Source organism: Nitrobacter sp. CN101 (assembly GCF_055390255.1).
The window spans coordinates 1-15,262 of record NZ_AP038833.1 but is presented as its reverse complement, the minus strand read 5'-3'; the positions used below and the strand labels follow the sequence as shown (position 1 = coordinate 15,262).

The 15,262-nt window shown below is 62.2% G+C and carries 8 protein-coding genes; 2 read left to right on the top strand and 6 right to left on the bottom strand.

What is annotated here, in order from left to right; genetic code table 11:
• Positions 1-21 precede the first annotated feature (21 nt).
• Entirely contained in the window at positions 22-3,216 is a 3,195-nt protein-coding gene (locus ACZ5IL_RS00040; RefSeq protein ID WP_464594448.1) for a tetratricopeptide repeat protein, read from the bottom strand.
• A 636-nt stretch (positions 3,217-3,852) separates the two neighbouring features.
• On the opposite strand from ACZ5IL_RS00040, the gene ACZ5IL_RS00035 reads away from it, so the two are divergent.
• Together ACZ5IL_RS00035 and ACZ5IL_RS00030 are read left to right on the top strand one after the other, a co-directional pair.
• The gene (locus tag ACZ5IL_RS00035) at positions 3,853-5,223 is read left to right on the top strand and encodes a glutamate--cysteine ligase (protein WP_464594447.1); all 1,371 of its coding nucleotides are present in this window, start codon (positions 3,853-3,855) and stop codon (positions 5,221-5,223) included.
• Between the two features lie 223 nt (positions 5,224-5,446).
• The gene (locus tag ACZ5IL_RS00030) at positions 5,447-6,013 is read left to right on the top strand and encodes a PAN domain-containing protein (protein ID WP_464594446.1); all 567 of its coding nucleotides are present in this window, start codon (positions 5,447-5,449) and stop codon (positions 6,011-6,013) included.
• A gap of 55 nt (positions 6,014-6,068) precedes the next feature.
• Here the strand turns inward: ACZ5IL_RS00030 and gyrB are convergent, their stop codons facing one another.
• The 5 genes from gyrB to dnaA all read right to left on the bottom strand — a co-directional run bounded on the left by gyrB (position 6,069) and on the right by dnaA (position 15,262).
• Positions 6,069-8,510, bottom strand: a complete 2,442-nt coding sequence (gene gyrB / locus ACZ5IL_RS00025; protein ID WP_464594445.1) for a DNA topoisomerase (ATP-hydrolyzing) subunit B — start codon at positions 8,508-8,510, stop codon at positions 6,069-6,071.
• Between the two features lie 342 nt (positions 8,511-8,852).
• On the bottom strand, positions 8,853-11,000 hold the full coding sequence (locus ACZ5IL_RS00020) for a hypothetical protein (protein ID WP_464594444.1): 2,148 nt from the start codon (positions 10,998-11,000) through the stop codon (positions 8,853-8,855).
• Between the two features lie 196 nt (positions 11,001-11,196).
• Positions 11,197-12,348 carry a DNA replication/repair protein RecF gene (recF, locus tag ACZ5IL_RS00015; RefSeq protein WP_464596959.1) on the bottom strand — a complete coding sequence of 384 codons (1,152 nt, stop codon included), beginning with the start codon at positions 12,346-12,348 and terminating at the stop codon, positions 11,197-11,199.
• 165 nt (positions 12,349-12,513) lie between these two features.
• A complete protein-coding gene (gene dnaN, locus ACZ5IL_RS00010; protein WP_079445283.1) occupies positions 12,514-13,632 on the bottom strand; it encodes a DNA polymerase III subunit beta in 1,119 nt (372 codons plus the stop codon).
• 202 nt (positions 13,633-13,834) lie between these two features.
• On the bottom strand, positions 13,835-15,262 hold the full coding sequence (dnaA, locus tag ACZ5IL_RS00005) for a chromosomal replication initiator protein DnaA (RefSeq protein WP_464594443.1): 1,428 nt from the start codon (positions 15,260-15,262) through the stop codon (positions 13,835-13,837).

Below are 15,262 nucleotides of genomic sequence, written 5' to 3'. Positions count from 1 at the left end.
CCCGAAGTTGATGAATCTGGATTAACGCGCGATATTCCGCGCTATCGTCGGATTTGCCGTCGCGGACTTGCGCGGCGCGGCTTTGGCGTGGGGCTTTGCGGTCGCGCTGTCCCATCCGCCGGCAGGACTTGGAACGTTGACGGCATCGTCGGGCTGAGGCGTGGGCGCGAACGTTTGAACCGCCAGCTTGGCCGCAGCGAGCGACTGCGGATCGAGTCGCTTGGCGACTTCGTCGCGCTTGCGCCCTGAATCCACGTCGCCTTGGGCGGCGGCGAGGCTGAACCACTTGTACGATTTCGCGAGATTCTGTTCGACGCCAATGCCGCGGGCATAAAGAATACCGAGATTGAATTGGCTGTCGGCTATTCCCCGCTCGGCCGCCTTGTGAAACCATTGCGCCGCGCTCGTGTAGTTGGCGCCTTTGCCGCCGCCATCGGCATCAAGTACGGCGAGGTTATGCATCGCCTTGGCGTTACCCCGGTCGGCCGCCTGCATGTAATAACGCCGCGCCGTATCGACGTCCTTACTCGCGCCGAGCCCCTTTTCGTGCAGGGTGCCAAGTCTGAACATGGCAGGCACGATGCCAGCATGCGCCGCCCGTTCGTACCACTTCGCGGCCTCGTCGTAATTGACCGTGACGCCTTTGCCTTCGGCATAGCGAACGCCGACTTCGAACGCGGCCGCGGCGTCACCATGGAGCGCGGCGGTACGCAGCGTAGCGCCGCCGATGCTCTCGGGGAGGGATTCGGAAGGCGGAGTTGCAGCCGGTTCGAGCGTGTGTGCGTCCGGGACCGTACCGGTGACGTCGGCGGATTTGGTCTCCGGCTGGCTCGCAGGCGCCGCATCTGATGGGTTTGCGGTCGGCGCCGCACTGTCGCCGGCCGACGGTGCAATCATCGAGTGGCGGTCGATCGGTGTGGGCTCGATCATCGACGGCGACGGCGGAGTCTCAGTGCCGGGTCCGGCTTCGGCGTCGGCTGGCGGCTTCGTCACGGGAGCGGCCGGGCTGCTCTTGCTGAGGGTCTCGCGCGGAGAGCTGTCGAGCAGTGTTATCGCGAACTTGAAACTGCTGAGGACGATGACCACCACGCTCGCTCCGACGAGCAGCGAGCGGATATTGGAGGTGATGCCGGATCCGCCTGTGGCAGGACGGGCCGGTTCGATGGCGATCTTGGTTCGGCCAGCCTTGTCGGGCGACGGCGCCGTGGCGGCGGCTGCCTGAGCGGCGCGGCGCGCGGCGGCAATGAAATTTGTTGAACCCGATTGTTCTAGCGCGGCGGCAATGTCGTCGATTACGCTTTTGGAGGCTGCGATGCGCTCTGACGACGAAGCTGCGGGTTCTGTCGTACGGGTGCCGGGCTCCAGCGGGTGATCAGGTGGCAGATCCGGATCAATCGCGGGGCGCGGTTGCGGCGGCCGCGTGGTTGCGGATTGCGGAACTCGCGCGGGATCGAAAGTGTCTCTCGGAATCAGGACTTCACCCACCGTGCGCGGCGGGATCGGCGCCGCTGTTGCGGTGACGGCCGGAGCGGACTGCGTGGCCATCTGCGACAGCACGGGGTTCGGCAATTCCGGCTTGGGTGGCAAACCTGTCGCCTGTTTCGGCATCCCGTCGTGGGACGGCTCGGCCCGGACGGGCTGGGCGCGAACCGCGCGAAGGTCGCTTTCGATCATCGCCAGTCGGTCAACGACATGCTCGAGCGTGCTGTGAACGGCCTCAAGCGAGTCCTGGGTATGACGGTCGCTTTCCGATTGGCAGAAGCGCATCTCGGACAGTTCGCGCTTGATCGCCTCGACGACCTCGCTGTCCATGGTTGGGCCGGCGCTTCGTGGACCGTTCTCGGCCATCGCCGCCAGACCGGTCTGCTGCCGTTCCAGATATTGCAGAATGTCCTGCAAACCTTCCTCGACGCGACCAAGATTGGGTCCTGAATGTTCGCCGGCGGCCTCCAGGCGTTCGAGCAGCAATGAGACCCGCTGTTCGAGGTGCGCCAGCGCCGAGGACGAGTCGTGGCCGGCCGGCAGCCGGTCGAGACGCTCGGACAGCGCCCGCACCGCCTCCTCAAGTTGTTCGGAACTGCTGCCCGAGGCCGAGCTTTCGCGGTTTTCGAGGGTCTCCGTCAGTGCGGCCACGCGCTGTTCGAGCGCGGAGAAAGAATCACCGTGGCTCTCAGGTCGGCCGAGTTGATCGACTTTAGACGACAGCATGTTGAGTTCGTCGCTGAGCCGCACCAACGCGTCATTGGAGGCAACGTTGGAGACGATGCCGCGAAGCGCGCCGATCGCGTTCTCGAGCTGCTGCATCGCTCCGGTATCGCCGCGCACGATCGTATCGATCTTGCTGCCGAGATTGCGAATCGCGTCGTCAAATCCTGCGAGCTGTTCCGCCGGTTTCAGCGATCGCAGCGCGTCGTAGATTTCATTGAGGGAGCGTTCGATATTCGCCAGCGCCTGACCATCGCTGCCGTTCTGACGGATCTCGTCGATGCGCTGCGAAAGTAAACGAATCTCGTTTTCGATCGGCTCGATTGCACGACGCGGCATAGCTTCGGTAATGACATGACGGAGACCGGCCAACTCGATGCGGAATGCGGCGATCGACTGCTCGATCCCGTCCGGGCGTTGCAACGATTCGATCTGGCTCGTGATTTTGAACAGTTGCCGTTCGAGGCCGGAGAAATCCGCCGCCGGTCGCGGTGTTCTTATCGCTGAGGCTGCAGGTGCTGAGCTGTAAGAGGACGACGCACGTGAAGTCTCATCGAGTTCGTGCTGGCGCGCGATGACTTCCGCTATCGCAACTTCGAGCGTGACCGACTCCGGTGATGGCGATCGAACCTCGGCTACGCCTCGATCGGCCCTGTAGGTATGTTGCTGCGTATTCTCTGTGGGTGTCTGGGCGGCGACTCGGGCGAGCCGGGCATCGAGCCGCGAAATGGCATCGTTGAGCTGGCGGGCGACCGCGGGTTCGCCGTTTGCGGCCGGGCTCGACAACTGATCGATCTGGCGTGTGATGGAATCCAGCCGCTGATGAATGTCCGCCATGTCGCGGTCATCCTGGCTCGAGACTACCGGCTGCGTTGGATCCGGTATGAAACCGCCAGCGTCGGGGCCGAGCCCGTCGTCGCGGGATACGCCGGCGCGCCGCGCGGCAGCGTCCGCACCCTCGCGATTGGATGGTTCGATTCCGTCGTCGCTCGACGATCCACGCGAATTCATGCTTTCGTCCAGTGTCGACCGCGCAAGATGCGCCCTCACGTTCCCAGAGCCTGTCTGGAATAAGACAATTCCAAACCGGCGCGGGTCCCGCCCTCGAGGCTCAACCTTTTCGTGTTACGGTAAACAAGGAGTTAAAGACTGGGGCGCTGCTCGCCAAAAGTGTCATTTTGAGACTGTGACGTGCAGGATCAACACCTTAAGCGTGTAGATTTTTTATGTTTACAACCTAAGATTGCTTTGTTTCGGTTCTACCGTGCGACCGGGGTTTTCGTGATGGTGCTCTGATTATCTCCAAGCATTCCGGAGCCGTCAGGTCATTTTAAGCCGAGCCGATTCGTAAGCTCTACCTTTTGCATCGCAAACGAAGAGTCAGCGACCACGAACTGGGTCCGTCGGAATTCTGGCGGCGGTCGGGCGGCAAGTCGGCTCCAAACTCTCGGTTGACGCCGCAATGCTTTGCGGGCTGCTTGACCGGCCCGGTTGTTCCTGCAATGAGGCTCAGGCGCTTGCAGTGAGAGACGGTGCGTCCGCGCGATGATGTCTCTTTCATCTTTCGCGATTGCGGGCCACGGCTCGATACTCTTCTAAACCGACACCGCGTGCGCTCGATCGCAACGCCCCGCATCGGGATCTTTCATGGCGCGTGACCAGATCGATATGACGCCGCTGCAATCGCGCGACGAACTCGTGGCTTGGCTGGAGGCAGGCGCGAAGCCTTCGTCCGAATTCCGCATCGGCACCGAGCACGAGAAAACTGCGTTCACGCTTCAGGGCCACGACCCGGTGCCTTACGAAGGGTCGCGCGGCATCGGCGCCTTGCTCGAAGGTATGCAACTGCTGCTCGGCTGGGAGCCGATCATGGAGCAGGGCAACATCATCGGTCTTTATGACGTCACCGGGGGTGGTGCGATTTCACTGGAGCCGGGAGGACAGTTCGAGCTGTCGGGTGCGCCGGTCGAGACAGTGCATCAGACCCAATCCGAGCTTGCAGCGCATCTGGCGCAGGTCAAGGAGATCGCGACGCCGCTCGGTATTGGATTTCTCGGCCTCGGCATGACGCCCTCTTGGTCGCTGGCGCAGATTCCGATGATGCCAAAGGGCCGCTACAGGATCATGCGCGACTACATGCCGAAGGTCGGCCGCTACGGCCTCGACATGATGTTTCGGACCTGCACGGTGCAGACCAATCTCGACTTCTCGTCCGAAAGCGACATGGTCAAGAAGCTGCGGGTGTCGGTGGCGTTGCAGCCGGTTGCGACGGCGCTGTTCGCAAATTCTCCGTTCACCGAAGGAAAACCGAACGGTTTCCTATCGTATCGTTCGGAAATCTGGCGCGACACGGACAACGCTCGCGCCGGAATGATCCCCTGGGCGTTCGAGGACGGCATGGGTTTCGAACGCTGGGTCGACTACGCGCTCGACGTTCCCATGTATTTTGTCAAGCGCGGCGAAAATTATATCGACGTATCCGGCTCTTCGTTTCGTGATTTTTTTGACGGCAGGAATAAGGCCATCCCCGGCGAGCGGCCGACCCTTTCGGACTGGGCCAATCATCTGTCGACAATTTTCCCGGAGGTACGGCTCAAGCGGTATCTGGAAATGCGCGGCGCCGACGGCGTGCCTTGGACGCGTCTGCCGGCGCTTTCGGCGTTCTGGGTCGGGTTGCTCTATGACGACGCCAGTCTCGATGCCGCGTGGGACATCGCGAAGCGCTGGAATGCGCAGGAACGGCAGGCGTGGCGCGATGACGTCTCGCGCTTGGGGTTCAAGGCTCGGATCAAGAATCACTATCTGTTCGAAATTGCCAAGGAGTGCCTTATGCTGGCGCATGGAGGCCTGCGCCGGCGCGGCCGTATCGACCATTTCGGTCGCGATGAGTCGCGGCATCTGGAGCCGCTCGATCAAATTCTGGATTCGGGCCGCTCTCCGGCAGAGGAGATGCTGGAGAAGTTCAACGGCGCGTGGGCTGGGTCCGTGGAACCCGCCTATAGCGAATACGCTTTTTAAAGGAGCTTTGGGCCGCGTCACGAACAGGCGGCGGAATGGGCGACAAATACAAATCCGTTCCGTTTGTTTTGCGGGTGTGGGAGATTCTTCTGCCGAATCGAGGGATCATTGGGTCAGCGGGTTGTTTCGTGGCAATTGTTCATCCGACGTACATCGAGGTCGCGATTTAATGAATCTCATCCGCGCACGTCCTTGTTCGGGATACGTCGTTTTGCGGCACGTGATGAAAGTCTATGCACTCAAGGTCGGCCTGACGCTGCTGGCAGCGCTGTTGTCGGTCTCCGTTCCGGCGACGCGTTCGGCCTATGCCCAGACGAATTTCGATCGGCCGGGCGCTGATTATCTGCGGACGCCGCTGCGCTCGGGCGATCCGGCCGATTGCGGCTTGGCATGTGAACGCGACCGCCACTGCCGAGCCTGGAGCTTCAGCTATCCCACCGAACGGTCGGAAACCGCGGTGTGCTGGCTCAAGAATGCCGTACCGCCGCGGATCGCGAGTCGGTGTTGCGTGTCCGGTGTCCGCGGTGCGGGTGTGATCGAGCGACGGATAGGCCCGGTGGAAACCTCCACCGATCGCTCGGGCGGCGACTATCGCAATTTCGAAGTCAAGAAAGACGATAGAGCCGACGCCGATCAGATTTGCAGGCATGCCTGCGATACCGATAGCAAGTGCCGGGCCTGGACCTATGCGCGGCCGGGATACGCCGGCAAAGCCGCGCGATGTTTCCTGAAAAAGGAAATCAAACCGCCGCATCGCAGACCGGGGTTCACGTCCGGCGTCGTGCGATAGCTCACGCAATCGCTATCCGTGCTGGGCCGGCCGCGCCTTTTGAGGCGCCGCAGATTCACACGTCCACATTGGCGCTGAGCGAGTTATCCTGGATGAACTCGCGGCGCGGTTCAACCACATCGCCCATCAGCTTGGTGAAGATGTCGTCGGCCTCGTCGACCTCCTTGATCTTCACCTGCAGCAGGGTACGCTCGCCGGTGTCGAGCGTGGTTTCCCAGAGCTGGTCCGGATTCATCTCGCCGAGACCTTTGTAGCGTTGCAGCGCCACGCCCTTGCGCCCTGAGTCGGTCACCGCCTCGAACAGACTGACCGGACCATGGATCGCGGTTTCCGTATCCTTTCGGCGCAAGAGGCCGGGCCGCGGATAGGCGTCCTGCAGCTTCGCGGCGTATTCATCCAGCTTGCGCGCATCGGCCGAGCCAAGCAGCGCGTCGTCAATGATGGCGACGTCCTTGACGCCGCGCACGGTGCGCTCGAAGAAAAAGCCCTGACCTTCCGCAAAGCGGCCGATCCACCCGCGTTCGACTTCGTCGGCGAGCGCGTCCAGCCGCTTCGCGATGTAATCGGCGGCGGCGTTGGCAGTGGCCAGATTTTCGGTGATCCTCGGATTCATCACGCCGGCAATCGCCGCCTGCTCGATCACCTCGCGGTTGTAACGGCTATGCAGATTCTGCAGCACGTTCCGGATCACGCGGGCGTCCTCCACCAGCGCCAGCAGATCGCGTCCGCTGCGGTCTTCGCCGGTGGCGAGTTTGAACACGCAGTCGTCGAGGCCGGTCTCGATCAGATAGTCCTCCAGCGCCCGCTCGTCCTTCAGGTATTGCTCGGACTTGCCACGGGTTACCTTGTAGAGCGGTGGCTGTGCGATATAGAGATGGCCAGCCTCGATCAGCGCCGGCATCTGGCGGAAGAAGAAGGTCAACAGTAGCGTGCGAATATGTGCGCCGTCGACATCGGCGTCGGTCATCACGATGATCTTGTGATAGCGCAGCTTGGCGAGATCGAAATCCTCGCGGCCGATGCCGGTGCCGAGCGCGGTGATCAACGTGCCGATCTGCTCCGACGACAGCATCTTGTCGAAGCGCGCGCGTTCGACGTTCAGGATCTTGCCGCGCAACGGCAGGACGGCCTGGAATTCGCGGTTGCGTCCCTGCTTGGCGCTGCCGCCGGCCGAGTCGCCCTCGACGATGAACAGTTCCGACTTCGCCGGGTCGCGTTCCTGGCAGTCGGCGAGCTTGCCGGGGAGCGAGGCGACGTCGAGCGCACCCTTACGCCGTGTCAGTTCGCGCGCCTTGCGCGCGGCCTCGCGGGCGGCAGCGGCCTCGACAACCTTGCCGACAATGAGCTTCGCCTCGGTGGGATGTTCCTCGAACCAGGCGGCGAGCGCCTCATTGATGACGTTCTCGACCACGGGCCGTACTTCCGACGACACCAGCTTGTCCTTGGTCTGCGACGAGAATTTCGGGTCCGGCACTTTCACCGAAAGCACTGCGGTGAGGCCCTCGCGGCAGTCGTCGCCGGTCAGCGCGATTCTCTCCTTCTTGGCCATGGCTTCGGCATAGCCGTTGACCTGCCGCGTCAGCGCGCCGCGGAATCCGGCCAGATGGGTGCCGCCGTCGCGCTGCGGAATGTTATTGGTGAAGCACAGGACATTCTCGTGGTAGCTGTCGTTCCACCACAACGCCGCCTCGACATTGATGCCGTTCATGTCGGCGCGGATCATGATCGGATCCGGCACCATCGCTTTCTTGTTGCGGTCGAGATATTTGACGAACTCGGTGACGCCGCCGTCGTACATCATCTGCTCGCGCTTCTCGATCGCGTGACGCATGTCCGAGAGCAGGATGTTGACGCCCGAGTTCAGAAACGCGAGTTCGCGCAGACGATGCTCCAGCGTGGCGAAATCATATTCGACGCTGGTGAAAGTCTCGGTCGATGCGAGAAAGGTGACTTCGGTGCCGCGCTTGCCGCCGGCGTCGCCGACGACTTTCAACGGCGCCAGCGCATCGCCATGGGCGAATTCGATCAAGTGTTCCTTGTCCTTGCGCCAGATGCGCAGACTCAGCTTGCTGGAGAGCGCGTTGACCACAGAGACGCCGACGCCGTGCAATCCACCGGAGACCTTGTAGGAATTCTGATCGAATTTTCCGCCGGCGTGCAGTTGCGTCATGATGACTTCAGCCGCGGAAACGCCTTCACCCTTGTGAATGTCGACGGGAATGCCGCGACCGTCGTCGCGTACGGTCACCGAATTGTCGGCGTTGAGGATAACCTCGACGGCGGTGGCATGTCCTCCCAGCGCTTCGTCGATGGCGTTGTCGACCACTTCATAGACCATATGGTGCAGACCGGAGCCGTCATCGGTATCGCCGATATACATACCCGGCCGCTTGCGCACGGCGTCGAGGCCCTTGAGAACCCTGATCGATTCCGCGCCATATTCGATTGGCGTGCCAGGTTCGGTATCGGCAATTTGCTGCCGGGCAGGTTCGATCATGAAAGGCCTTCACAAGGTGTCCCGAGACATATGCGGTACATGCGGCTGAGAAGTCTATTTCTGGCATGAAAGCGGCACCGCGCCTAGCGCAAAGTGACTCACTTCAAGTCATTGAATAGATGTGATTTTTATCTGGTTTTTCAAGGACGGAAAAAGGCGATTCGCAGCGCCCTTAAAACGCCGGTTCGCGCCTCTGAAAACAGCCGCCCGGCAGCATTCCGATTGCGGCGGATAACAACCCGCTCAACCGCATCAGGAGCGGATCCGATACATCGAGCTGATGGTCGCCGAGGAGCAAGTCAGTTGGCTGGTTTGAACCTCGGCGTAGAAATGCGCGTTACATCAGTAAGCCTGCAGCGCCAGCACATCGCCATCGGGCCCGAGCATCAGGCCCCAGGCATCGTCGGCGCCGAGCTCAATCTGACCCGACTTGGCGGGGCGTCCGGCCACCTTCGTTGCGTACTTGTATTTGCCGGGCGGCAAATCGAGCGCGGGATGCTGGCTTGATTGCGGGCCGCCTGCGCCTGCCGCCAGCTTGATGGTCTGCTTGTTGATGGTGATGGTGGCGTCCGATTGTCCCATGTTGCCCAGCATCAGCCTCGCCTGACCCGGCTTCGGCAGCACTTCGCCCTTGGCGGCGGCGGCCGGAATCTTCTGCGCGAGGTTGACTGTGGTCTCGGCGTTCTGGCGGCCGAGCTTTAACATGGCCGGGCCGTCGGGAGAGGTGAATGTCAGTTGGACGCGATCCGGTTGGGTGATCGCGCGGTCCGGCAACTCCTTCCATCCGCGTTTGCCCAGTTCCTCGCGATAGAAGGCAAGCACGGAAGCCAGATCGGCCGGAATACTGGCCTCGAGTTCCTGGCGGAACGGAGCATCGCTGCCCGGCAGCTTGCCCGTTGAGAGGAAACTCAAGGTATGTTCTTTTGGGACCGGCAACGCGGAATCCGGCTCCGCTTCGAGCGGCTTTGGAGCCGCTTTCGCAGCCGACTGATCATTGGCGGCATCGGTGCCGGCATTCGCCATCTCGAGACCCGAACCGTTCGCGCTGACATTGGTTTTCGGGCCCATCTGCATGACGGTGATCGAAATCTCCTTGCCGCCCTTGGAGAACTGCATCGCGGCCATGTTGGGATTGTTGATGACCGACGGCTGCGCCTTCCAGCCGAGCGGCTTCAGGGCGCTGCGATAAAAACCCGCAAGCGCCTTCACACTCGATTGTGATTCGAACTCGAGTTTGCCGTCCGAGCCATCGAACTCGACATTCTCGGCGCCTTCCGGCAGCGGGATTGGCGTGGCCTTGCCGGACTGCGCATGCAAGGGAGCATCCGACAGCTTTGCGGATTGTTGCGCGCGATGAGCACTGTCGGCTGCGATCAGCTCCGTCGCCATCGACATCGCGTCCTTCATGAAATCGTCGTCGGCCTGCTTTTTCGCCTGCGCCCGTGCGGCCCGCGCAGCCGGGGTCACCTGCATGACGAAGCTCGCGAGGGTCAGATCATATTTGTGGCCGAGCTTGAGCGTGCCGGTCTCTTCAGGGGAGGTGAAATTGAGCGACACCTCGTCCGGTGTGATGATCGCTCCCTTGGCCTCTTCCTTCCAGTTACGCGCGGCCAGCTCGCGACGATAGAAGGCGAGCACGACAGGCATCTCGGCGGTCACCGTGGCGTGCGCCTCCCGGTGATCCGACGTCGCGTTGCCGGTGGTTCCGGCGTTTATGATACGGTCCGGCCGCGGCAGGCCGTCCATATCGGGACCCGCTTGGATATCCTGCGGCAGGGCAAATGGCGCGACCCTGATGTCGACAGCGGTTTTGTCGTCATCGAGTCGCCGTAACGACACCATGATCGGTAACTGTCTGTCGCGATCGTCACGCCTGAAATAGGCGCGCGCACCATTGTCGATCTTGTCGTCGATTGCGGCATTCGGCCAGCGCGTCTTGGCGTCGTCGGCGGATAACGCCGTCCACCCGGTTGCGGCGAGTTCGCGATTGAAGAAATCAAGATTCGCGTCGGTGTTGCCGGAGGCTGTGCAGCTGAAGTAAGGCCTGCGCTCATCGTAGACGATATCCGTTGCTCCCGGTGGAAACGGAACGTCGGCGTAGATCCGGTTGGCGCTGTAATGGACCGCGGATCGGTCCGCGCGGCCGAGAGCTTGTGTGAAGGATACCGACAGGCCATGCACGCCCTTCTTGAACAGCAGGCCGGTCGTCGTCTCCTCAAGTGGCCGCACATACTGCATCCAGCCATTGTCGGCCATCAAAGTCTTCACCGACTGGACTGTGGAAGGCACCACGCCCTGCACCGTGTAGACCACGCGGTCGGGTTGCGAGTCCGTGGTTTCCTGCGCGTCCGGAAGGCGCGGCAACTGGTTGACCTCGACCATGCCGCTCTCCGCCATCGCTACCGAGGCGCCGGCAATCCACGCCAGCGAGAATGCAGCCAGAACGTATCGACGCGCCGGCGTGTGAGGTCGGCATTTCGGTGCGGGCATGATTGATATCTCCGGAAAACCCCAAAAGGGGCGGGCGGCAAGATGCGCCGGTCAGGATGTCGTACAAAACCTGGAGCATGATCCCGAAAAATGAAAACCGATTTTCGGATAGGATCATCCCCGTTCAAAAGGACGAGCATTGAATCTGATTCAACGCCGTTGCACAAACTCTAGTCGTGCAGGATGAACCTTTGGTTCAAAGCGATGCCGGTGCCCGGCGGGCGATCCGTCCCGAGTCGACCTCGAAAATCTCGCTGCCGGCGCCGACGTTGGCGAACGCGGCCGGGTCGGCTCCACTCATCCAGACCTGGGCGCCGAGACCTTTGAGTTCGCCGAACAGCGCGCTGCGGCGGTCGGGATCCAGGTGCGCCACCACCTCGTCGAGCAGCAGCAGCGGTGTGATCCCTGTCATCTCGGCCACGAGACCCGCATGGGCCAGCACGAGCCCGATCAAGAGTGCTTTCTGCTCGCCGGTGGAGGCATCCTTCGCCGGTATGTTCTTGGGCGCATAGATCACTTCGAGGTCGGTGAGGTGCGGGCCATCGAGCGTCCGGCCGGCGGCGGCATCGCGGGCACGGCTCGCGCGCAGGACCTCGCGGTAGCGATCCTCCACCGTCGTTGCGGGGTCGGTGAGCAGCGCGTTTTCCATCCAGCCGCCGATGCCGATTCTTGCCGAAGGGAATGAGGAGGCTCTGCCGCGCGTCTCCAATGCGGCGGAAAGGCGCGTGACGGTTTGTGCGCGCATCGCCGCGACCGCAACGGCAAGCTCTGCGGTTTCACGTTCGACGGCGCTGCACCAGAGATCGTCGTAGTTGCGCATCTCAAGCAGGCGGTTGCGCGAGCGTAGACTACGCTCCAGCGCCGTGACGCGGCCAGAGTGATCGTTGTCGATCGCCAGCACCAGGCGGTCGAGGAAGCGCCGTCTTTCCGATGCCGCTCCAGCGAACAGGCCGTCCATCGAAGGCGTCAGCCACACCATGCGCAGGTGGTCGCCGAAAGCGGCTGCCGATGCGACGGGCTCGCGATCGATCCGGTAGCGCCGGGCGCTTGGTGCGGCTTCATCATTCGGCGCGTCGATGCCGGTGCCGAGCGTCGCAAGACCGAGCGCGCCTTGCACCTCGGCCGACACCGCCCAGGAGCCGTCGTGTGTGTTGTCAGCGATGTCTTCGCGCGTGGCACGCCGCAATCCGCGTCCCGGCGATAGGAGCGATACGGCCTCAAGGCAATTGGTCTTGCCGGCACCGTTCGGTCCGACCAGCACGACCATCTCGCTACGCGTCTCGAACGTCGCGGCGCGATAGTTGCGGAAGCGGGTGAGGCTCAAACGGCGAATGCGGGAGGGGATCATGGGCAACAATTATCATATCCCCGGTCATCATCCGCGAAGGCACGATGATCCGGCAGTCCGTAAGGTGCGATGCGGGTAATGGATGTCCAACGAATGCTGTATGCCCGCCTTCGTGGGCGTGACTTTGATGTTGGTTCGCTGTCGCCCGGAGCGGCTAAAGGGCCATCACACCCGCATCGGCATCAGCACGTAGAGCGCGCCCTTGGAATCCCTGTCCTGCACCAGCGTCGGTGACCCGGGGTCGGCGAGCTTCAGCACCGCAGCTTCGCCTTCGATTTGCGCGGCGATGTCCAGGAGATAGCGTGAATTGAATCCGATATCGAGTGCGTCGGAGGCGTATTCGACCTCGAGTTCCTCGGTGGCGCTGCCGGAATCGGGATTGGTCACGGACAGAACCAGCTTGCCCGCTGATAACGCCAGCTTCACGGCGCGACCGCGCTCACTGGAAATCGTCGAGACGCGATCAACCGCGGCCTCGAAGTCCTTTTTGTCGACGACCAGTTCCTTATCGTTGTTCTGCGGGATCACTCGGCCGTAGTCCGGGAAGGTGCCGTCGATCAGCTTGGAGGTCAGTACCACGTGGCCGATCGTGAAGCGGATCTTGCCCTGCGACAATTCGATCCCGATCTCGGCCTCGCTGTCCTCGATCAACCGCTGCACCTCGCCGACAGTCTTGCGCGGGATGATGACGCCGGGCATTCCCTCAGCACCCTTTGGCAGCGCGAGATCGAGTTGCGCCAGGCGGTGACCGTCGGTCGCAACGCCGCGCAGCGTCGCGCTCTTTGCGCTGCCCGCGCCGTGCAGGTAGATGCCGTTGAGATAGTAACGGGTCTCTTCGGTCGAGATCGCGAATTGGGTACGATCGATCAGCCGCTTCAGGTCCGCTGCAGCCAGCGAAAAGGCATGCGTCATGTCGCCAGCCGCGAGATCCGGGAAATCGTTCTCCGGCAGCGTTTGCAGGGTGAAGCGAGAGCGTCCGGCGCGGATGGTTAAAACCGAGCGGTCGCCGTCGCCTTCCAGCACGATTTGCGCACCGTCGGGCAGCTTACGGACGATGTCGTAGAACATGTGCGCCGGAACCGTGGTCGAGCCGCCGGTTCCGGTTTCCGCCACCAGCGTTTCTGTTACCTCCAGATCGAGATCGGTGGCCTTCAGCGACAACTTGGCGGTTTCGGCGCGAACCAACACGTTTCCCAAGATCGGGATCGTATTCCGCCGTTCGACCACGCGATGCACGTGGCTAAGCGATTTCAGCAGTTGCGCGCGTTCGACGGTGACCTTCATTGCAAATCCGTCCGATCAAATTCCCGTCATGTGCTGAAAATGCCGCGGGACCGCGGCACGTAAACCCCGAGTTCAACGCCGATTTTGCTTAAATTCGGCGGGACTGCAAGGTGGCGCGGAAGCCCGTCCGGCGCAAGCCTGCGGCTCGCTCCGGTCCAGCCTTTTCCCGGCATTTTGGCAGAAAATTCCCGCCGCGCCGCGCCTATTCCTGAAGCTGGCGTTTCAGCAATTCGACTTCGTCGGAGAGCGTCACGTCTTTCGACACCAGCGCCTCGATCTTGCGGACGGCGTGCAGCACGGTGGTATGATCTCGTCCCCCGAACCGGCGGCCGATCTCGGGCAGGGAACGCAGCGTCAGCGTTTTGGCGAGATACATTGCGACCTGCCGCGGCCGCACCACATTGGCGGTGCGGCGCGAAGACAGAAGGTCCGAGCGGCTGACATTGTACTGCCGCGCGACGATTCGCTGGATGTCCTCGATCTTGATGCGCCTCGGTTCTTGGGGGCGGACCAGGTCACGGACCTCGCGCTCTGCCATTTCGAGAGTGACCGGCTGGGCGTTGAGCTTGCTGTGCGCCAGAAGCCGGTTGATCGCCCCCTCGAGGTCGCGCCCGTTGTGCGTGATCGTTTTCGCCAGATAATCCAAAACTTGCTCAGGCACGTCGAAACTGGCGTGATGCGTGCGCGCAGCTTCGACGCGCGATCTCAAAATGCCAAGCCGAAGCTCCTCGCCGAGCGAACCCATTTCGACCACGAGCCCGCCGGCGAGCCGGGATCGTACGCGATCGTCGAGGCTTTCCAGGTCGGACGGTGGCCGGTCGGCTGCAATGACGACCTGGCGGCCTGCATCGATGAGCGCATTCAATGTGTGGCAGAATTCGGCCTGTGTCGATTTGCCTTGCAGGAACTGCAAGTCGTCGATGACGAGAACGTCGATGCCGCGGAGTGCTTCCTTGAAAGCAAGCGCTGTCTGCGTCTTGAGAGCGGCGACGAAGCCATACATGAACTTCTCCGCCGTTAGGTAGAGCACTCTGCGCTCGGTGCCTGCATTGCCCGCCCACGTGACGGCTTGCAGCAGATGGGTTTTGCCGAGACCGACGCCGGCGTGGATGTAAAGCGGATTGAACATCACGCTGTCGCCGCGCCGGCCTTCCGCCACCTGACGCGCCGCGGCGTGGGCCAGCGTATTGGAGCGGCCGGTGACGAAACTTTGAAACGTCAGCCTCGGGTCAAGGGGCGAACCGCCGAGGGCGTCGTGGTTGGCGGACGCCGGCGCGGTCGCAACCGTTTTCAGCTCATTGCCGTTCCGGCCCTCACTGCGTTCGAGACGATGCACATCGGTTGCAGGCGCTTCCCTGACGGGCGCGGCGCAGCGCATGGCCGAGCGCACGGTAAGATCGATCCGGTGAACGTCCGGCAGTTCGGCCTGCCAGCAGGCCAGCACACGCTCGGCGTAATGCGCCTGGATCCAGCTTTTCAGGAACCGCGTCGGCACCGACAGACGGACGCTCTCGGCATGGACGCTCTCCAGATCCATTCTCGCGAACCAGCTTGAATAGATGTCCTCTCCAACGGTCGAGCGCAATCGACCCTTCACACGCGACCAGCGTTCCTGTTCTGTGTCTGACAT

What these genes read in the sequence shown, in the direction of transcription:
- ACZ5IL_RS00035 (WP_464594447.1), top strand. Translation starts at nt 3,853, where the DNA reads ATGGCGCGTGACCAGATCGATATGACGCCGCTGCAATCGCGCGACGAA.
- dnaN (WP_079445283.1), bottom strand. Translation starts at nt 13,632, where the DNA reads ATGAAGGTCACCGTCGAACGCGCGCAACTGCTGAAATCGCTTAGCCAC.
- gyrB (WP_464594445.1), bottom strand. Translation starts at nt 8,510, where the DNA reads ATGATCGAACCTGCCCGGCAGCAAATTGCCGATACCGAACCTGGCACG.
- recF (WP_464596959.1), bottom strand. Translation starts at nt 12,348, where the DNA reads ATGATCCCCTCCCGCATTCGCCGTTTGAGCCTCACCCGCTTCCGCAAC.
- ACZ5IL_RS00040 (WP_464594448.1), bottom strand. Translation starts at nt 3,216, where the DNA reads ATGAATTCGCGTGGATCGTCGAGCGACGACGGAATCGAACCATCCAAT.
- dnaA (WP_464594443.1), bottom strand. Translation starts at nt 15,262, where the DNA reads ATGTCAGACACAGAACAGGAACGCTGGTCGCGTGTGAAGGGTCGATTG.
- ACZ5IL_RS00020 (WP_464594444.1), bottom strand. Translation starts at nt 11,000, where the DNA reads ATGCCCGCACCGAAATGCCGACCTCACACGCCGGCGCGTCGATACGTT.
- ACZ5IL_RS00030 (WP_464594446.1), top strand. Translation starts at nt 5,447, where the DNA reads ATGAAAGTCTATGCACTCAAGGTCGGCCTGACGCTGCTGGCAGCGCTG.